The 16,092-nt window shown below is 50.5% G+C and carries 12 protein-coding genes; 4 read left to right on the top strand and 8 right to left on the bottom strand.

Annotated elements, in window-relative coordinates; genetic code table 11:
- Positions 1 to 9: 9 nt before the first annotated feature.
- The 8 genes from IEY24_RS26080 to IEY24_RS26045 all read right to left on the bottom strand — a co-directional run bounded on the left by IEY24_RS26080 (position 10) and on the right by IEY24_RS26045 (position 9,388).
- On the bottom strand, positions 10 to 2,994 hold the full coding sequence (locus IEY24_RS26080) for a glycosyltransferase family 117 protein (RefSeq protein ID WP_188937956.1): 2,985 nt from the start codon (positions 2,992 to 2,994) through the stop codon (positions 10 to 12).
- A gap of 465 nt (positions 2,995 to 3,459) precedes the next feature.
- Positions 3,460 to 4,110 carry a response regulator gene (locus IEY24_RS26075; protein ID WP_188937954.1) on the bottom strand — a complete coding sequence of 217 codons (651 nt, stop codon included), beginning with the start codon at positions 4,108 to 4,110 and terminating at the stop codon, positions 3,460 to 3,462.
- Positions 4,111 to 4,193: 83 nt separating this feature from the next.
- Positions 4,194 to 5,507, bottom strand: a complete 1,314-nt coding sequence (locus IEY24_RS26070) for a sensor histidine kinase (protein WP_188937952.1) — start codon at positions 5,505 to 5,507, stop codon at positions 4,194 to 4,196.
- Positions 5,508 to 5,883: 376 nt separating this feature from the next.
- Complete coding sequence (locus IEY24_RS26065) at positions 5,884 to 6,090, bottom strand: hypothetical protein (protein ID WP_188937949.1); 207 nt, start codon at positions 6,088 to 6,090, stop codon at positions 5,884 to 5,886.
- 418 nt (positions 6,091 to 6,508) lie between these two features.
- Positions 6,509 to 7,207 (bottom strand): DUF4097 family beta strand repeat-containing protein, encoded by a 699-nt coding sequence (locus IEY24_RS26060; RefSeq protein ID WP_188937947.1) that lies wholly within the window; start codon positions 7,205 to 7,207, stop codon positions 6,509 to 6,511.
- Between the two features lie 23 nt (positions 7,208 to 7,230).
- Positions 7,231 to 8,019, bottom strand: a complete 789-nt coding sequence (locus IEY24_RS26055; RefSeq protein ID WP_188937945.1) for a DUF4097 family beta strand repeat-containing protein — start codon at positions 8,017 to 8,019, stop codon at positions 7,231 to 7,233.
- Positions 8,020 to 8,109: 90 nt separating this feature from the next.
- Positions 8,110 to 8,886, bottom strand: a complete 777-nt coding sequence (locus IEY24_RS26050) for a HEAT repeat domain-containing protein (protein WP_188937943.1) — start codon at positions 8,884 to 8,886, stop codon at positions 8,110 to 8,112.
- Positions 8,870 to 9,388: a GFO_1088 family ECF-type sigma factor gene (locus IEY24_RS26045; RefSeq protein ID WP_188937941.1), complete on the bottom strand. Its 519-nt coding sequence runs from the start codon at positions 9,386 to 9,388 to the stop codon at positions 8,870 to 8,872. The genes IEY24_RS26050 and IEY24_RS26045 overlap by 17 nt, the downstream gene beginning before the upstream one ends.
- A gap of 203 nt (positions 9,389 to 9,591) precedes the next feature.
- Here IEY24_RS26045 and IEY24_RS26040 point away from each other — a divergent pair, with 203 nt between their 5' ends.
- Genes IEY24_RS26040 through IEY24_RS26025 form a run of 4 tightly spaced genes read left to right on the top strand, consistent with a single transcriptional unit; the run spans position 9,592 to position 16,090 of the window.
- Entirely contained in the window at positions 9,592 to 9,936 is a 345-nt protein-coding gene (locus IEY24_RS26040) for a PadR family transcriptional regulator (RefSeq protein WP_188937938.1), read from the top strand.
- 1 nt (position 9,937) lies between these two features.
- Complete coding sequence (locus IEY24_RS26035; protein ID WP_229223170.1) at positions 9,938 to 12,571, top strand: ABC transporter permease; 2,634 nt, start codon at positions 9,938 to 9,940, stop codon at positions 12,569 to 12,571.
- A gap of 48 nt (positions 12,572 to 12,619) precedes the next feature.
- The gene (locus tag IEY24_RS26030; protein ID WP_188937936.1) at positions 12,620 to 15,250 is read left to right on the top strand and encodes an FtsX-like permease family protein; all 2,631 of its coding nucleotides are present in this window, start codon (positions 12,620 to 12,622) and stop codon (positions 15,248 to 15,250) included.
- Positions 15,251 to 15,280: 30 nt separating this feature from the next.
- The gene (locus tag IEY24_RS26025; RefSeq protein ID WP_188937933.1) at positions 15,281 to 16,090 is read left to right on the top strand and encodes a tetratricopeptide repeat protein; all 810 of its coding nucleotides are present in this window, start codon (positions 15,281 to 15,283) and stop codon (positions 16,088 to 16,090) included.
- Positions 16,091 to 16,092 lie beyond the last annotated feature (2 nt).

Genomic DNA, 16,092 nt, shown 5'->3' with positions numbered 1-16,092 from the left:
GGAGAATCCTTATCCGCCGTATATATGGAAGGCAAGCAGGTGTTTTTTGAAGATCGCTTCAAAGCGGTCCGCATCCTTGTCCTGCTTTGCCCGCCGGCATTCGCGAACGATGCTTTGCAGGATAAACAGGTCTGTATTGACGTCGCGGCTGCGGCCGTCGCGGTTCCGGCTGCCTTCTTTCTCCTTGATCCATGAGAGGTTTTCATCTGAACGGACGGCCATAGCACGGGCAGAATCCAGCGCCTTTTGATTTTCACCCACGTCGAACAACGCTCCGATAAACCCCGCGGATACCTGGTCGTACGGGATGGTGTCGTCGGGCATTACGCCCATTGCCTTGTCGACGACCTTCCGCGCTTTATCGATCTTGTTCTCTGCGATCAACTGCTGTGCCAGCCGCAGGAACGATAGCCTCGCCGTAACCACCGGCGAGCCCCGGTAAGTATCATCGTAGTATACTTTGGGGTTGTTCATTTCGCGCCAATACATCTTGTTCATCATGTTGTCGTACATAATATCCGTGTTGACATAGCCATCCGAGGCCCCCGGCACCCGCACGGGCAGCAGGCGATAAGCATAACCTTCGAGTTGCAGATATTCCTGTAAGCCCAGATTGTGCGACGAGCCCATTGTCGACGAGAAATACACCGGTCTTTTCCAGTTATTGCTCGAAATGATGTCCAGCATGACCAGATCACCTTTCAAAAGGTCGGTTTCACCAATTTTCCAGCTCATCGAATCGGCCAGGTAAGGCTGCAAGTCGCTTTTCACAATATTCATCTTACCCACCTCGCGGGTATCGACCGGCAGGAACAACGTCGACGACGGCAATATCGAGGTCATATCGCCGCTCGTAAGCGGAACCTGGATGGCCTTGTTATCCTGCCGGATCAGTTCCAGATACTCTTTCAGGTTAATGCCCCCTTTTACGGAAGCAATTTCATAAAACGGCAGGTATTCGTTTTTACCCAACTGATAATTACCCGAATCCAGCGACAGCGGCAGCGCGTCCGATTGGTTAATCTTCCGTTTGAGTTGACTGATATACCAATCCGCGCCAAGGAAGGTCTGCACGCACACGCGTACGTCGGTGCGGAAGCCTTCCACTTCCTGCACATACCAGAGCGGAAAAGTGTCGTTATCGCCACCAGTGAAAAGAATCGCGTTGGGGGCGCAGGAATTGAGGATGTTACGGGCAAAATCCACCGATTGGTAACGGTCTGCCCTGTCATGGTTATCCCAACCTTTCGCGACCATGACCGCAGGCACCGAAAAACAGGCCAGTCCCGCCATTCCAGCCCGCAATGCAGGTTTATGAATGACCTTTTCCAGAAACTTCGCTGTCGCCATGACGCCGAAGCCAATCCACACACAAAAAATGTAGAACGATCCCACGTAAATATAATCGCGCTCGCGTGGTTCCGATGGCGGCGAATTGAGGTATATCACCAGGGCCACGCCCGTCAGGACAAAGAGGAAACCCAGTACAAGGAGGTCTTTCCGCCGGTGATAGTACATATATACAATCCCCGCAATACCAAGCAGGAAAGGCAGCATCAGGAAGTTGTTGTGCCCGCGGTTCAGGCCAATGCTCTTGGGAAAAGACTGACTGGTCTGCCATGGCAGTAGGGTACCGGCCGCTTCCCTGTCGCTCTCCCGTCCTACAAAATTCCACAGAAAATAACGCCAGTACATATGCCCCAGCTGATGTGAAAACAAATAGGACAGGTTGTGTCGCATGGTGGGCTTTTGGCCCTCGGCTACACCGGTCATTTGCTGGTACAGCTGAGGATGACCCGGCTGGGAACTGTACATCCTCGGCAACAGCATATTGCTGCCAGGCTCATATTCATATACCGGCTTGTAGTCGATCAGCACGTATTTCCCATCTTTCTTGGCATACACCGGCGCTCCGCGCTTCTGACTCACCGGCCTTGAAACAAACGACGGACCATAAAGGAGCGGACGGCTTTCGTATTGTTCCCTTTTCAGATAATAGACAAACCGGAGTACGTCGCTGGGGTTGTTCTCATTGATGGGCGTATTGTAGCCCGACCGCACCAGCACCAGCGCGAACGAAGCATAACCTATTAGGATAAACGCAAGAGAAAGCAAGCCTGTATTCAGTAAGGCACGGCCCGTCCGATGCGAGTACCGGATTCCCTGGACGAGTCCGCCTAAAAAGAGGATCGTGAAGAATGCGATGCCCGTATTGTAAGGCAGCCCCAGCGAGTTCACGAAGAATATTTCGAATTTCCCGGCCAGCTCGGGCAAGCCAGGTATGATCCCTGCATTGATAATACCCAGGATCAAAAGTCCCGCCAGAAATGCAATCGAAGCGCCGAAGAAACCGGGTTTGGGATACTTTTTGAAATAATACACCAATGCCAACGCGGGGATTGTTACGAGGTTGAGCAAATGAACGCCGATAGAAAGGCCCACCAGATAGGCCGTCAGTATCAGCCAGCGGTTGCCGGCAGCCGGGTCCTCGATGGTCTCCCATTTAAAAACCGCCCAGATCACGATAGCGGTAAAAAAAGACGACAGACCATAAACTTCCGCTTCTACGGCCGAGAACCAAAACGAGTCCGACCACGCGTACGCGAGCGCTCCCACAACGGCAGCACCGCTGACCAGCCATACATCGGCGACGTTACCTTCCCCCGGCTTCTTCCCAATCAGCTTCCATGCGAGCAAACTGATCGTTTTAAACAGAAAAAAGATGGTAAATGCGCTGCTTAGCACGGACACCATGTTGACCCAATAGGCGACTTTCATCACGTCGCCAAGGGCCAGCAAGGCAAACAGCCGTCCTATCAGCAGAAAAAGCGGCGCACCGGGCGGGTGCGGCACCTGCAATTTGAAGGCGCAGGCGATGAATTCCCCGCAATCCCAGAAGCTGGCGGTCTGCTCCATGGTGACGACGTAGGTGATCAGGCTGATGGCAAATACCGCCCACGCAGCCAGATCGTTCCATTTCTTTAAGGATATCATGTTTGAAGGTGTTTTGGATGAAACTCCAAAACTATTCAACACGAGATCATCGCACGGCACCGGCGATCTTAAAAAAAGTTAACAAAATCCGCTGATAATGAGGCTTTAACTTTATTTAACACCCACATACGCACCGTGCCAAACGGAGCATAATGATCAGAAAAGCAGGGAAATGCAATATATGAGAGAACTCCAAAGCACGGCACCCGCCGTCACTGTAATAAATACACCACCCAGAAACGGCAATTCTGCTGCTTTTGAAAGTTTTACCGATGTTTCCATTCTTACAACACTTTTACGATAGAGGTATTAAGACCGCGACTTGGTTGTCACAGTTCTATCAGCAAAAATAAATGTTAGAATTGAAATATGAAGTAGCCCGAATTAATTTGTAGTTTCCTAATATATCGATGAAGAATCGTAGCAATTCTACAAAAATATAGTACAACTTCAATTGGCTTCACGTTAGTTAAACCCAGTCTTCCTCCGCTTGTAAATTTCGACCTTCTTGAATAGCTCGAGAATGTTGGTCACTTCCAGCTTTTCGAATATGCGTGCCTTGTATGTCGACACAGTGCTTTCCTTAATGTTAAGATCGAGGGCGATATCTTTCGTCCACTTTCCGGTTAGCAGCATGTCCATGATTTCAAGTTCGCGGTTGGAGAGGATTTCCAGTGGGCTTTCCTTGCTTTCCCGTTCGAGCAGGGTATTGTTGACGAGCTGGTCCTGAATCACATTGCTGATGTAGGTGCCGCCTGCCATAACGGAAGTGATCGCCTTTTCCAGCTCTTCATTGGAGGTATCCTTAGGCAAATAGCCGTTCGCGCCCGCCTTAACGTAGTGAATGGCATACAATTCTTCATCTTGCGAAGAAAAAATCAGGATTTTCACCTTGTTCTGAACGTCGCGGATCTTGCTGATCATATTGAACGTCTCGCCCCCCGGAATTTTGATATCCAGAATAACAAGATCAAAAAACCTGGATTGGAGAAGTTTGAGAGTTTCACTAAAAGTAGCAGCCTCGATGACCGTTACCGAGGGTAAAAAATCTTCAATTAATAATTTCACGCCCATTCTCACAATGGAATGGTCTTCTACCAGCAAAACTGTTTTCATTCAATGATACCGTTACTTCAAATCAGTTTTAAAAGTAGTTTAATATAAATAAAATTTTATGTAGAAAATTGACTACATCTGAATTATTTTAAAAAAATAATATGAACCGAAGTCCCAATCGGCTGATTGGGCTGCGCGAGTAGCCGGGCGCGTATAAGCGTACTGACCTCCTTCACGATCAATAGCCCCATTCCGAAGTTTTGTGACGCGTTTTCATTTGCCGGAAGCTGCATGGACTCGCTGTTGATCCACTCGCTCACAGCGCTTTCCATCCCCGGCCCGGTGTCGTTGACGATCAGGTGAACTTCCTCGCGGAAATCCTGGTGAGTAACGCTGATTGTGCCGCCGTTGGTTGCCTTGTTCGCGTTATCGATGAGGTTATGTAGAATGATGCTCACCAGCTGCGGGTTGTTTTTGATGATCACACCGGGCGATACCTCATTCACAAACCGGTTGGCATTCACCTCCGCATCCTGCGCAAAAATCGCAAACTTTTGCTCTACCATTTCGTTCAGATCGAGGTAGGTAAACTGGACATTGGAATTCTTGTAACGGAATTCGGTGTATTCCAGCAAGTTTTTCATAAAATGATACAGCCGGTAGCTCGACTGACTGATCGCCCGCACCGTCGCCATATCCGGATGGTTACGCGCGAGGCGCCCGGTGGTTGTCATCAGAAAACGCAGCGGGCTTTTAATATCGTGAGAAATGCTGGCGATCAGGTGCTTCTGGTGGACATACTCTGTTTCCAGCTTTCTCTGCGACTCTTCCAGGCTTTCGAGGCTGGCACGCAGTTCGTCCCTACGTGCATCGAGGTCGCTGATCGTCTCATAGAACGAACTGAAAAAGAAGTAGTTGATCAGCATGATGAGCGTGAAATTCTGAAACAGGAGGATCGCGATCGTGATTCGCCCCGATCCGTGCGGCCCCCAGGTAATGTAACCTCCAAGATGACGCCCCAGCAGCACAAATACAATGAACGGTGCTATTGCGAGCATCGAATAAAAAATTCCCCAGCGATTGCCGAGCCCGTAAAAAGCAGCAATGCTGACTACGATAATGTATTGCAGCGTGACCACGTCGAACCCTTTCTGAAAGACATACAGGTTGGACCAGATGATGACCATAAAGATCAGCATCGCCGCATGAGCAGCCTTTCGCCATTGAAAGCCACTCGAAACTGCGATATAATAGACGATCACGATAGTGAGCAGAACGGCCGCTCTAACCGCCTGCACCCGATAATTCTCCAACTGGTAAAAAATCAGGAGGAGCGTGGTTGTTAGAATTTTGAGGTTAAGCGCGTAAGATAGTACTTTGATACGAGCCCGATTGAGGATATTCGTTTCTCCTCCTAACTGTTTTCGGACAGGCCATTCCAGGATCGATCGAATCATGTATTCACGTTTTCAAAATCGCTCTTCGCCGCGGGGTCCGACGATGCGGTGAGAGCCAAATCTACCTAAAAAACGCAATAGATAATGTAGAGAAATTGCCACAAGCAAAACTATGGTAAACTACAATAGCTTTTTGGGGCTGATGTTAAATTTGTAAAATCCTGCAACTGAACGACTGGAGAGATGAATGCGGGAATCCCGATTTGAACGTATGAAGTACGTTAATACACGTTGAGTATAACTTACACCTTCCGGTACTACCGAGAAGGTGTTTCGTTTTAAATGCTGGTGGATGTCCGGCTGGCCGCTGGGCTGAGTCGTGATGAAGAAGAGGAACGTGGTAAATAACGATTCGAGACAGTGTGCGTACCCGGAATTACTTCGCCGGTTTGTCCTGTGCTTGCTTTTTTGCTTTCTTCACTTCACCGGGCGTGAAATCCCCGTTGATCCACCTGACAAAGTTTTTTGATTGTACCTGATAAACCTGGGCTGAAAGAGGTTTCAAGTCGGATTTTTCGATTTCGAGAAGATAATCAGCCAGAAGCCTGTTGATCTCTTCCAAATATTTGCTTTGCGTCTTCATGAGAGGATTTTGTGTTTTTACAAAGAAAGAACTATTCTGATACTCAATCAAGTGTGCGATTTGAGTACCACTATGCAAGTATAGTTCTTTCCGGCGGACCGGTTCCTGGTTTTGGGGTGAGAACGCTGAATTTGAGGGTGTAGCAGGCCCTCTATGGGGAGAGAAAATAGGGCTATCAAATCCCTTCAGTGGCCATTTAATTTTTACTACAAAGCACTACCAAAAGCACGCTACCTATTGATTCTCAGATATATGATGGACTATCAAGAATGCTTCTACCACGATACGTAACAACCCATCTGCCGGGCCAAAGGCAAGTAGTTGTACCTCATATGTTGTGTTCGGGGGTACATATACGAAAAGCGGGGACACGACCAGATCCTGACCGTGTCCCCAGACCACAACCATTCCAGACTGACTAATCCTTTTTCCGCAGATATACATTGTTACTGATCGACTCCAGTTTCACATCCGGCCCGCCGCCATTGATCTTCCCTTCGAGCAGGTAGCCGACGATCGGGTTCTTCTCCTTTTTGTTACCGAAATCGATGTCGAGGTCGGAGTAAACCTCGCCCGTGATGGTCTTCACGGCCACGTTGGCTCCCTTGGATTTCGGCCACGTCATATCCACATAGCCGCTAATTGTTTTCGCAGCCACACCGGCGGTAGCGCCCTGAATATCGATATTCCCGTTGATGGTTTCGAGTTTCAGTTTGGCTTCGCGGGGCAGGGTGACGTGGTAGTTGATCTCGCTGCATACGTAATATCTGTTCTTGCCGTCGTCGGTGCTCCACGTGCTTTTTTGCCCCGGGCAGTCCTCCCCTTTCCCCTCCTTTATTTTTTCCTTGTCAATATCGGTTTTCAGGATGATTTCTTCGGAAGTAGTGCTCGTAGTGACCAGAAACGCATCATTCAGTTTGTTCTGATTGATTTTGACGGATATATGAACAGACACTTCCGGCTTGTCCCAGTACCGGACCTGAATACTATCGCCGAAGCGCAGGTTAAGATTCACAGTCTTGCCTGATTCGTATGGCAGCTTTTTATCGATGATCTTTTGGGCAAACGATGGCCCGAATACGGCGCAGATAATGGCCGATAACAATATTTTTTTCATGGCAATAGATGCAGGTTTGGGAGTTATTTCTGCTTACGGATATAGATATTACTGCTGATCGTGTTGAGGGTCATCTCGACGCCCCCGCCGTTGATCGCCCCGTCGACATTGGCCATACCGCCCACTTTCGACATGCCGTCCTTGGTACTTTTCGTCCCCAGGTCAAAATCCGTATACATTTCCCCGTTGATCGACCGCAGTTTAAGGTTCGATTTTGCCGTCGCTGGCAGGGTAATGTCGACATCCCCGCTGATGGATGAGATGGCCGTCGGCTTGCCTTGCGCCAGATTCGAGAAGGTGGCGGTTACCTCGCCGCTGGTGGTATTGGCTACCACGGGCCCGGTGATGTTGTTGAGAACGATGTTCGTGTTGTTCGTCTTAATTTCCAGGTCGCCGTCCATATTGGAGATCGAAAGCCCGGAGCCACCCTGCCAGTTGGTTTCTACAAATTTTACAGCCACCTGCCGCGGCAGTTTGATCGTGTATTTGATCGACTTGCGGGTCGCCTTCTCGATCCTCAGCCCGGAGGCATCGGGCGTTACGGACAAGCCGATACCAGAGTTGTCTACCGCCGTATAATACAATGGTTTCAGCCCCTTCGCGCGATCCGGCGGCGCCTCGAATCCCGAAGACGCTTGAATGATCACTTCGTCGCCATTATACCCTTCAATTTTGACCGTACTGGCAGAAAGCTCGAATACCACTTTTTTATCTTTCGAATTGGCCAGTTTGGTCTTGTATTCGGGAGTTTGGGCGCACGCAATGCTTAGGCCCCAAAGGAGACCCGCACTAATCAACAGTACTTTTTTCATGGTTTTATTATTAGGATTTATTTGCTTGGTTTGATCCGAAGGTTGAAACCTTTGGTTGTAATATATTGAGGCCAGCGGCGCTCCAACTTTTCAGACGTCGGCATTTAGCCTATTCAGGCCTTCGGTCGCTTTCAGGCGTACTACGTCGAGCACTTCCTGGTTGCGGGCGAGTTGCTGGAACTGGTCTACCGCCCGCTTTTCCTTGATCGCCACCAATGCTTCGATGAGTGATATCTGGATATTAGGATCCGTCTGGATCGCCAGCGACTGGATAAGTGCTTCCTTCACCTCGGCTTCACCGGCAAAGTGCGCCAATGCCTGGCAGGCCGCCAGCCGTACATTGACGTTCGGATCGAAATTGAGGGTGTTGATCAACAGCTGCGTAATGTCGCGGTCGGCATCGGGAATCTCATAACTATGGTTCACCGCCTGGATGCGCTCACTCGCCGAGGTATTGTTCATTTGCTCAAATGCGAGCACCTTTTTCATTTCCGCAATTTCCCCTGTCTTTTCTCCGCTCAAAGCCGCCAATGCAGCACCTTTTTCAGATTTAGATTGAAACAACCACCCCGCACCGAAACCGATGATCAGCAATGCGAGCCCGGCTGCAATGCGCAGCAGCCAAGTGCCCAGCCTCCGCACCGGTCCCTGCCTCGGTGGGTCGAGCATTAATGCCAATTCATGGTTAAAACTCAATGAAGGCTGCTCCTTCCGCGCATTGGCGAAATAGCCGAACTGTGCCGCATGGCTCTGCAAATGCTCCGGCACCTGGCCACCTTGGAAAAACTGCTTCAATGCACGCTCCTCTTCCAGCGATGTTTCACCGTCGTAATATTTTTCTAACAACTTTTCAATATCCAGTGCCATAATTCTCTGCTTTTAAATAATTCTCGCGCAGCTTCTGTCTTGCCCGCGAGAGGATCGTGCGGATATTCGCATTGCTCAACCCTGTCACTTCTTCGATCTCTTCCAAAGTGTACTCCTCCACGTCGCGCAGGTGCAGTACCAGCTTTTGCTGCTCGGGTAGTTCGCCGATAAGCCGGTGCATAAGGCCCGCGCTGTCGCTGTTCTCAACCTGCCGGTAAGGCGATACGTCCGCTGCCTGCAAGGCTATCATATCCGTTTCGTGACTCGTTTTCTGTTTATGATGGGATTTAAGCCTGTCCAGGCAAAGATTTTTGGTCATCTGAACCGCCAGCGCCTCCACACTCTGGTAACTTTCCAGCTGTTGCCGGTTGGTCCAAAGCCTCAGGAACACGTCCTGAATGGCATCCTCAGCCTCCTCGCGGTTGCGAAGAAACATTTGCGCCAGTCGGAACAGGCGCCCCTGAACGGGAAGAATGCGTTTGTTGAAGGCTTGTAAATCCATATTCAATGACATAGACGACCCGCTGCCGGAAACGTTACAGGATTTACAAAAAAATTTTCATCCGCGTCCAGCCCCGAACAAAACTGTTCGGTTTCGAACAGATATGCCTGATCGAAAAATGGCCCATCGGGCTGCAAACAGCATTTTCGCATTTTGGCAAACTATTTGTTTTGCATTATTATAACTAATGAGTTATCCGGATTATGAAAAGAACTTTTCTGGGAGAATTTGAAGAAATCGTCCTGCTGGTTGTGGCCGGTTGCACGGAAGAAGCCTACGGTGTAACAATCTGGGAGCGGGTACAGGAAAATACGGGCCGTACCATTTCGCTGAGCGCCGTGCACGCTACTTTATACCGGCTCGAAGAAAAAGGGTTTCTCAACTCTGAAATGGGTGGCGCCACAGCCGAGCGCGGCGGGCGGCGGAAGCGGTTTTTCAGCATTACCAACTACGGCAATCGCGCCTTGCAGGAGATCAATGAGATCCGCCAACAACTGTGGCAGGCCATTCCGGCCGAAAAGTTGCAACCTAAACTCAGCTTTTCGTGATATGGAAAAAGTGCCCAACCATGGCAGCCCGCCCCGCTGGGTCGACCGGCTGCTAACAATCATCATCGCGCCGCATTTCCTGGAAGACATTCTCGGCGACCTGCACGAGGTATATGCGCAGCAGGCGCGGCAAGGGAGCGCACGGATGGCGCGCTTGCGCTACCTGCTCGCCGCTGTACGCTACATACGACCGTATTTTATAAAACGCAAACCCCGCACCTATTCTCCCACCTATATTTTCAGTCCTGCCATGCTCAGAAACTATCTCAAAATCTCGCTCCGGACGCTGGCCAAGAATAAGGCTTATAGCTTCATCAACATCACCGGCCTGGCCATGGGCATGGCCGTCGCCATGCTGATCGGCCTCTGGATTTACGACGAGCTATCGTTCGACAGGTATTTCGAGAATCACAACCGTATCGCCCAGGTGTGGCAGCACCAGACGTTCAACGGGCAGGTCGGCACGCAAACTTCGCTGCCGTTCCCAATCGGGGACGAGATCAGGCGAAACTATGGTGCTGACTTCAAATATGTCGTCATGGCCTCCTGGAACAACTGGCATATCCTGGCCAATGGCGACAAGAAGTTCAACAAAAGTGGGGCATACATTGAGGCGGACGCACCTGAAATGTTCAGCCTGCGTATGCTACGCGGCACACGCTCGGGTTTGAAAGACCCCTACTCCATTATGCTTTCGGAATCCATCGCCAAGGCCTTTTTTGGCGACGCCGATCCCATCGACAAAACCATGAAGATCGATAACAACCTCAACGTGAAGGTTACAGGGGTTTATGAAGATTTCCCCAACAATACCTCCTTCCGCGAAATGTTGTTCATGATGCCCTGGCAATTGATGGTTATTAGCAATCCCTGGCTCAAAACCATGGAAGACCCGTGGCGTCCGAATGCCTACCAGACGTTCGTGCAGCTGATCGATCACGCTGATATCGACCTGGCCACCGCGCGTATTAAGGACATTAAGAAAAGAAATATCAATAAGGAGCAACTGAAATATAAACCCGACGTGTTCCTGAACCCGATGAGCGAATGGCACCTCTACTCGGAATTCAAAGAAGGGCACCGCGTAGGCGGCCGCATCGAATTCGTGTGGCTCTTTGGTACCATCGGCGTGTTCGTGCTGCTCCTGGCCTGCATCAATTTCATGAACCTTAGCACAGCGCGTTCCGAAAAGCGGGCCAGGGAAGTAGGCATCCGCAAGGCCGTCGGATCGGTGCGCAACCAGCTGATCACACAATTCTTCTCCGAATCATTTCTGGTCGTCGGCTTCGCATTCGTGCTTGCGATCTTGCTCGTGTTGCTATGCCTGCCGGTTTTCAATGAAGTAGCCGATAAGAAGATCGTCATGCCTTGGGACAGGCCCGAGTTCTGGCTTGCAGGGGCTGGTTTCAGCGTTATCACGGCAGTTATTGCGGGCAGCTATCCCGCATTGTACCTTTCTTCATTCCAACCTGTGAAGGTACTGAAAGGCACTTTCCGAGCAGGCCGTTTTGCCGCGATTCCGCGAAAAGTGCTGGTAGTCGTGCAGTTTTCGGTTTCTATCGTCCTGATCATCGGAACAGCCGTAGTATTCCGGCAGATCCAATTCGCTAAAAACCGTCCGGTAGGTTACAGCCGCGACGGGCTCATTTCCATTTTCGCAAATACCGGAGACATTCACAAACATTTCGAAGCCGTACGTCTGGACCTGAAAAGCAATGGCGCGATTGTGGAAATGGCAGAGTCGGGCAGTCCTACTACCGAAACATGGTCGTCTACGAGTGGTTTTGAATGGAAAGGCAAAGACCCGGAGCAATCGGTCGATTTCTCGTTCGACGAGGTCTCTTATGATTACGGTAAAACTGTTGGCTGGCAGTTCGTGCAGGGCCGCGACTTCTCGCGGGATTTCGCGACGGATTCGGTGGCACTCATCGTGAATGAAACCGCAGTAAAATTTATGGGCTTGCAAGCCCCCATCGACGCCCCGCTGACCTGGTTTAAAAAGCCCTACAAGATCGTCGGTGTGATCAGGGACATCGTCGTGAACTCGCCATACGCCCCCGCAAGGCCGCAATTCTTCTGTATTTCGGCGGGACAGGGCAATGTGATCAACATCCGTCTCAATCCGGCCGCAGGCTCGTCCGCTTCCATTGAAAAGATCAAAACGGTTTTTGAAAAATATAACCCGGGCTCCCCGTTCGAATATGAATTCATCGATGAGAGATACGCCCGGAAGTTCTTTGACGAAGTACGCATCGGTAAACTGACCACTTTCTTTTCCCTACTGGCCGTACTGATCAGCTGTCTCGGCCTTTTCGGTGTGGCGTCATTTATAGCCGAGCAGCGGACCAAAGAGATTGGTGTCAGAAAAGTACTTGGTGCGACGGTTATGAACGTTTGGAGCCTGTTATCGCGTGATTTTGTCATGCTGGTTTGCATTGCATTCCTCATCGCAACGCCCGGCGCATACTATTTCCTGAATGCTTGGCTGCAAAAATATGATTATCACACCACCATTTCGTGGTGGATATTCGCCCTAACCGGCCTCGGCACGCTGCTGATCACGGTGCTCACGGTGAGCTTCCACGCAATTAAAGCGGCTACGATGAACCCGATCCGCAGCCTGAGGTCGGAATAATGCCGTATGCTGCCGCCGACCATTAGATCATTTCAAAAACACTTAGAGATGCCTGAACACCGTCCGCCCCGTTGGGCAGATTACCTGCTCGAAAAGTTTGTGAACCCACGTTTTCTGGAAGACATCCAGGGAAATCTGGAAGAGATTTTCCTGCGGCGCGTACAAGAGGCGGGTCCCACGCAGGCACGACGCGAATATGCGTGGGCGGCTATGCGGCACCTTACCCCCTATTTCACAAAGAAAAGTCCAAGACCATATCCAACCGTCTCCAACCTGAGCCCTGCAATGTTGCATCATTACTTCACCTACGCCTGGCGGCATTTTGCCAAAAACCGGCAGTTTACATTTCTGAATGCCGTTGGACTTACTACCGGCCTCATCTGTACGCTGCTTATCTACCTTTGGATAACTGACGAACGGACTTTCGATAAGTTTCACGACAAAGATGCCCGTCTCTACCAGGTGATGGTCCACGAGAAAGGCGGCGACAGGCTGGTTACCTCGGAAGGTACCGGCGGCATTTTAAGGGTATTTCTTCCCCGGGATATGCCCGAAGTCGAAATGGCGGTTTGTACGACGCCGCCTGTCTGGTTTCAGAAATTCAGTCTTTCACTCGGCGGGCGGGCCCGCGGCGGGCGGACGGTAAGCGCGGCGGGAAACTTCGTCAGCAGCGATTATTTCAAAGCATTCTCTTTTCCCTTAATACAAGGCAATGCGCAGTCGGTACTCACCGACAAAAACACGGTTGTGATTTCGGAGCGAATGGCTAGCAGGCTCTTTGGATCACCCGAAAAAGCGATGAATCAGCTGGTAGAATGGAAATGGCAGGCATTCTCCCGCCAAAGTCAGGTAACCGGTGTGTTCCGGGATCAGCCCCGCAATTCGAGTGAGCAGTCGGAACTGCTGATACCATTGAGCGCCTGGGACGACATATTACCCCAGGGAAGTATGCCCAATACAGCTACCGGCCCGTTCCATAACTACCTCGTGCTGAGGCCTGGTGCCGACGCACATTTATTGGAAGCAAAACTGGCGGGCTACGCAAAAAAACATTTCAACGACCCTAATGCGACCTTATTCATCCGAAAATACTCCGATAAATACCTCTATGGCACCTATGAAAACGGCGTGCAATCGGGCGGGCGGATCGAATATGTGAAGCTGTTCGGCGCTATTGCGGTCTTTATCCTTCTCATTGCCTGCATCAATTTCATGAATCTCTCGACGGCTAAGGCATCGGTAAGGGTCAAAGAAGTGGGTGTCAAGAAAGCATTGGGTGCCGGAAGGCTGACGCTCGTTTTTCAGTTCCTCGGGGAATCGATCCTGATGAGTTTCGTGACGCTGCTTATCGCACTGGGCGTCGTTTGGCTTATATTACCTTATTTTAATACACTCACAAACAAGCAGCTGACCTTGCATTTCGGAGGACAGTTCATAGCGGCACTGGCCGTGATCCTGCTGTTGACGGGCCTGCTCTCGGGTAGCTATCCCGCATTGTACCTTTCCCGGTTTAACCCCGCCCTCACCCTAAAAGGCAAACTATTACACGGAATGGGCGAACTCTGGGTGCGAAAAGGGCTCGTAGTGTTCCAGTTCGCCGTTTCTGTGATCTTCATCATTTCGGTAGTCGTGGTTTACAAACAAATCGACTATGTGCAAGCTAAAAATCCGGGTTACGAAAAGGATAATATTGTGTATTTCGAAATGGAGGGTCGTGCCGCAACACAGACAAACGCATTCCTGGCAGGGCTGAAAACGGTACCCGGTGTCGTAAACGCGTCCAGCATTCAGCAAAAAATCGTCTTGCCAGCATTCATGCCGTCGGCAGGCGTGCGTTGGGACGGTAAAAACGAGAAAGACGAGATCCGTTTCTATAAAATGCCGGTCAATTATGGCCTTACCGAAACACTGGGAATTCCGATGGTCGCAGGGAGGAGCTTTTCAAAAGATTTCGGATCGGACTCGACCGCGGTCATATTGAACGAGACAGCTATCCGCCAAATGGGCATTACCGACCCAATCGGCAAGCAGATCATGGTCGACGGCCGGAAGACCCGTATCGTCGGCGTGGCGCGGGATTTTCATTTTAATTCACTCCACGAAATCATCAAACCGTTCATTTTCAAACTATCGCCTCAGGAGACCATGCTGGCGACGGTCAAAATACAGGCCGGCGAGGTGCCCGCTACTGTTGCCCGGATACAGGCATTTTATGCTAGCTTCAATCCTGGCTATGCATTCGACTACGACTTCCTCGACCGTGACTACCAGATTCAGTACGCCTCGGAAAAGCTTGTGGCACAACTGGCCAGGTATTTTGCCGTTTTGGCGATATTGATATCATGCCTCGGTCTTTTTGGCCTGGCTGCATTCACGGCCGAGCGTCGGCGGAAGGAAATCGGTGTGCGGAAAGTCCTGGGCGCCACCACTGGCAGTGTGGTTGCGATGTTGTCGCGGGAATTTCTCGTGCTCGTGGCCGTCGCCATTGCCATTGGCTGTCCGCTGGCGTGGTGGCTCACGCGCCGCTGGCTGGATCATTTTGCCTATCGCGCGACGATCGGAGCCGGTATATTCGCCGGCGCTGGGTTGGTTACGATTGTCATCACGCTGGCAACCATCAGTTTCCAATCCGTTCGCGCGGCATTGACCAACCCGACGCAATCGCTGAAATCGGAGTAATTTAAGGTATATTTGATTGTTATCTGGCCTATGCAACGTATCGTCCTGCTTCCGGTTTTGTTGTTCTCCACGCTTACCGCAGCGTGGGCGCAACCTGACTGTTCGTCACGCCGGGTCCAGGACAGCCTCTTTCATGCATATGTCCAAAAGGCGCACTCAATCGGCGTGGATAGTCCTGACTGGGACGCAACTTTTGATACGCTCATCTCTATTTGCCCCAACATTTCGGAAGCATATCAGGAAAAAGGAATCCGGCAGATGTTCCTGGGCAACTTTGGAAGAATGATCGCCTATAACGACACCGCCGTGACGCTCGATCCCAAGCGCTGGCTGGCATACCGTGGGTACTTGCATTGTTTGATAACCCAGGATTATCCAAAGGCCATTACCGATCTCCTGGCGGCGGAACAGCTCACACCCAATGCATTCACGATGGATCACACCTTTTCGTTTTTCATCGCATTAAGCCACATGGAATCAAGGAATTACAAGGAGGCAGAAATGTATTTCCTCAAAGACATTGCCCAGCAAAAACGCGGCGAGGGACAGAACGATCTTCATTTCAATTCCCTGCTCTATTTTGGCATTTTGTATTACCTGATGAACGAATTCGATCAGGCCGAGCGGAAATTCAGCGAATGTCTGCAACTGTACGAAATGCACCCGATGGCTAACTATTACCTGGCCATGACGATGAAAGTAACTGGCAATCAGCACCATAATATTTACTTCGAAAAGGCAAGGCAGGCGATACAGGACGGTTATGCATTAAACGAGCCCAATCTGCGCTACGCAAAGTTTCCCCGGCAGATTACCCTGGAAGACATTGACAAACGTTGAAA

Origin of the sequence: Dyadobacter endophyticus, assembly GCF_014641595.1 — a bacterium.
Lineage (GTDB): Bacteria > Bacteroidota > Bacteroidia > Cytophagales > Spirosomataceae > Dyadobacter > Dyadobacter endophyticus.
This window is presented reverse-complemented; position numbering and strand designations above follow the sequence as displayed.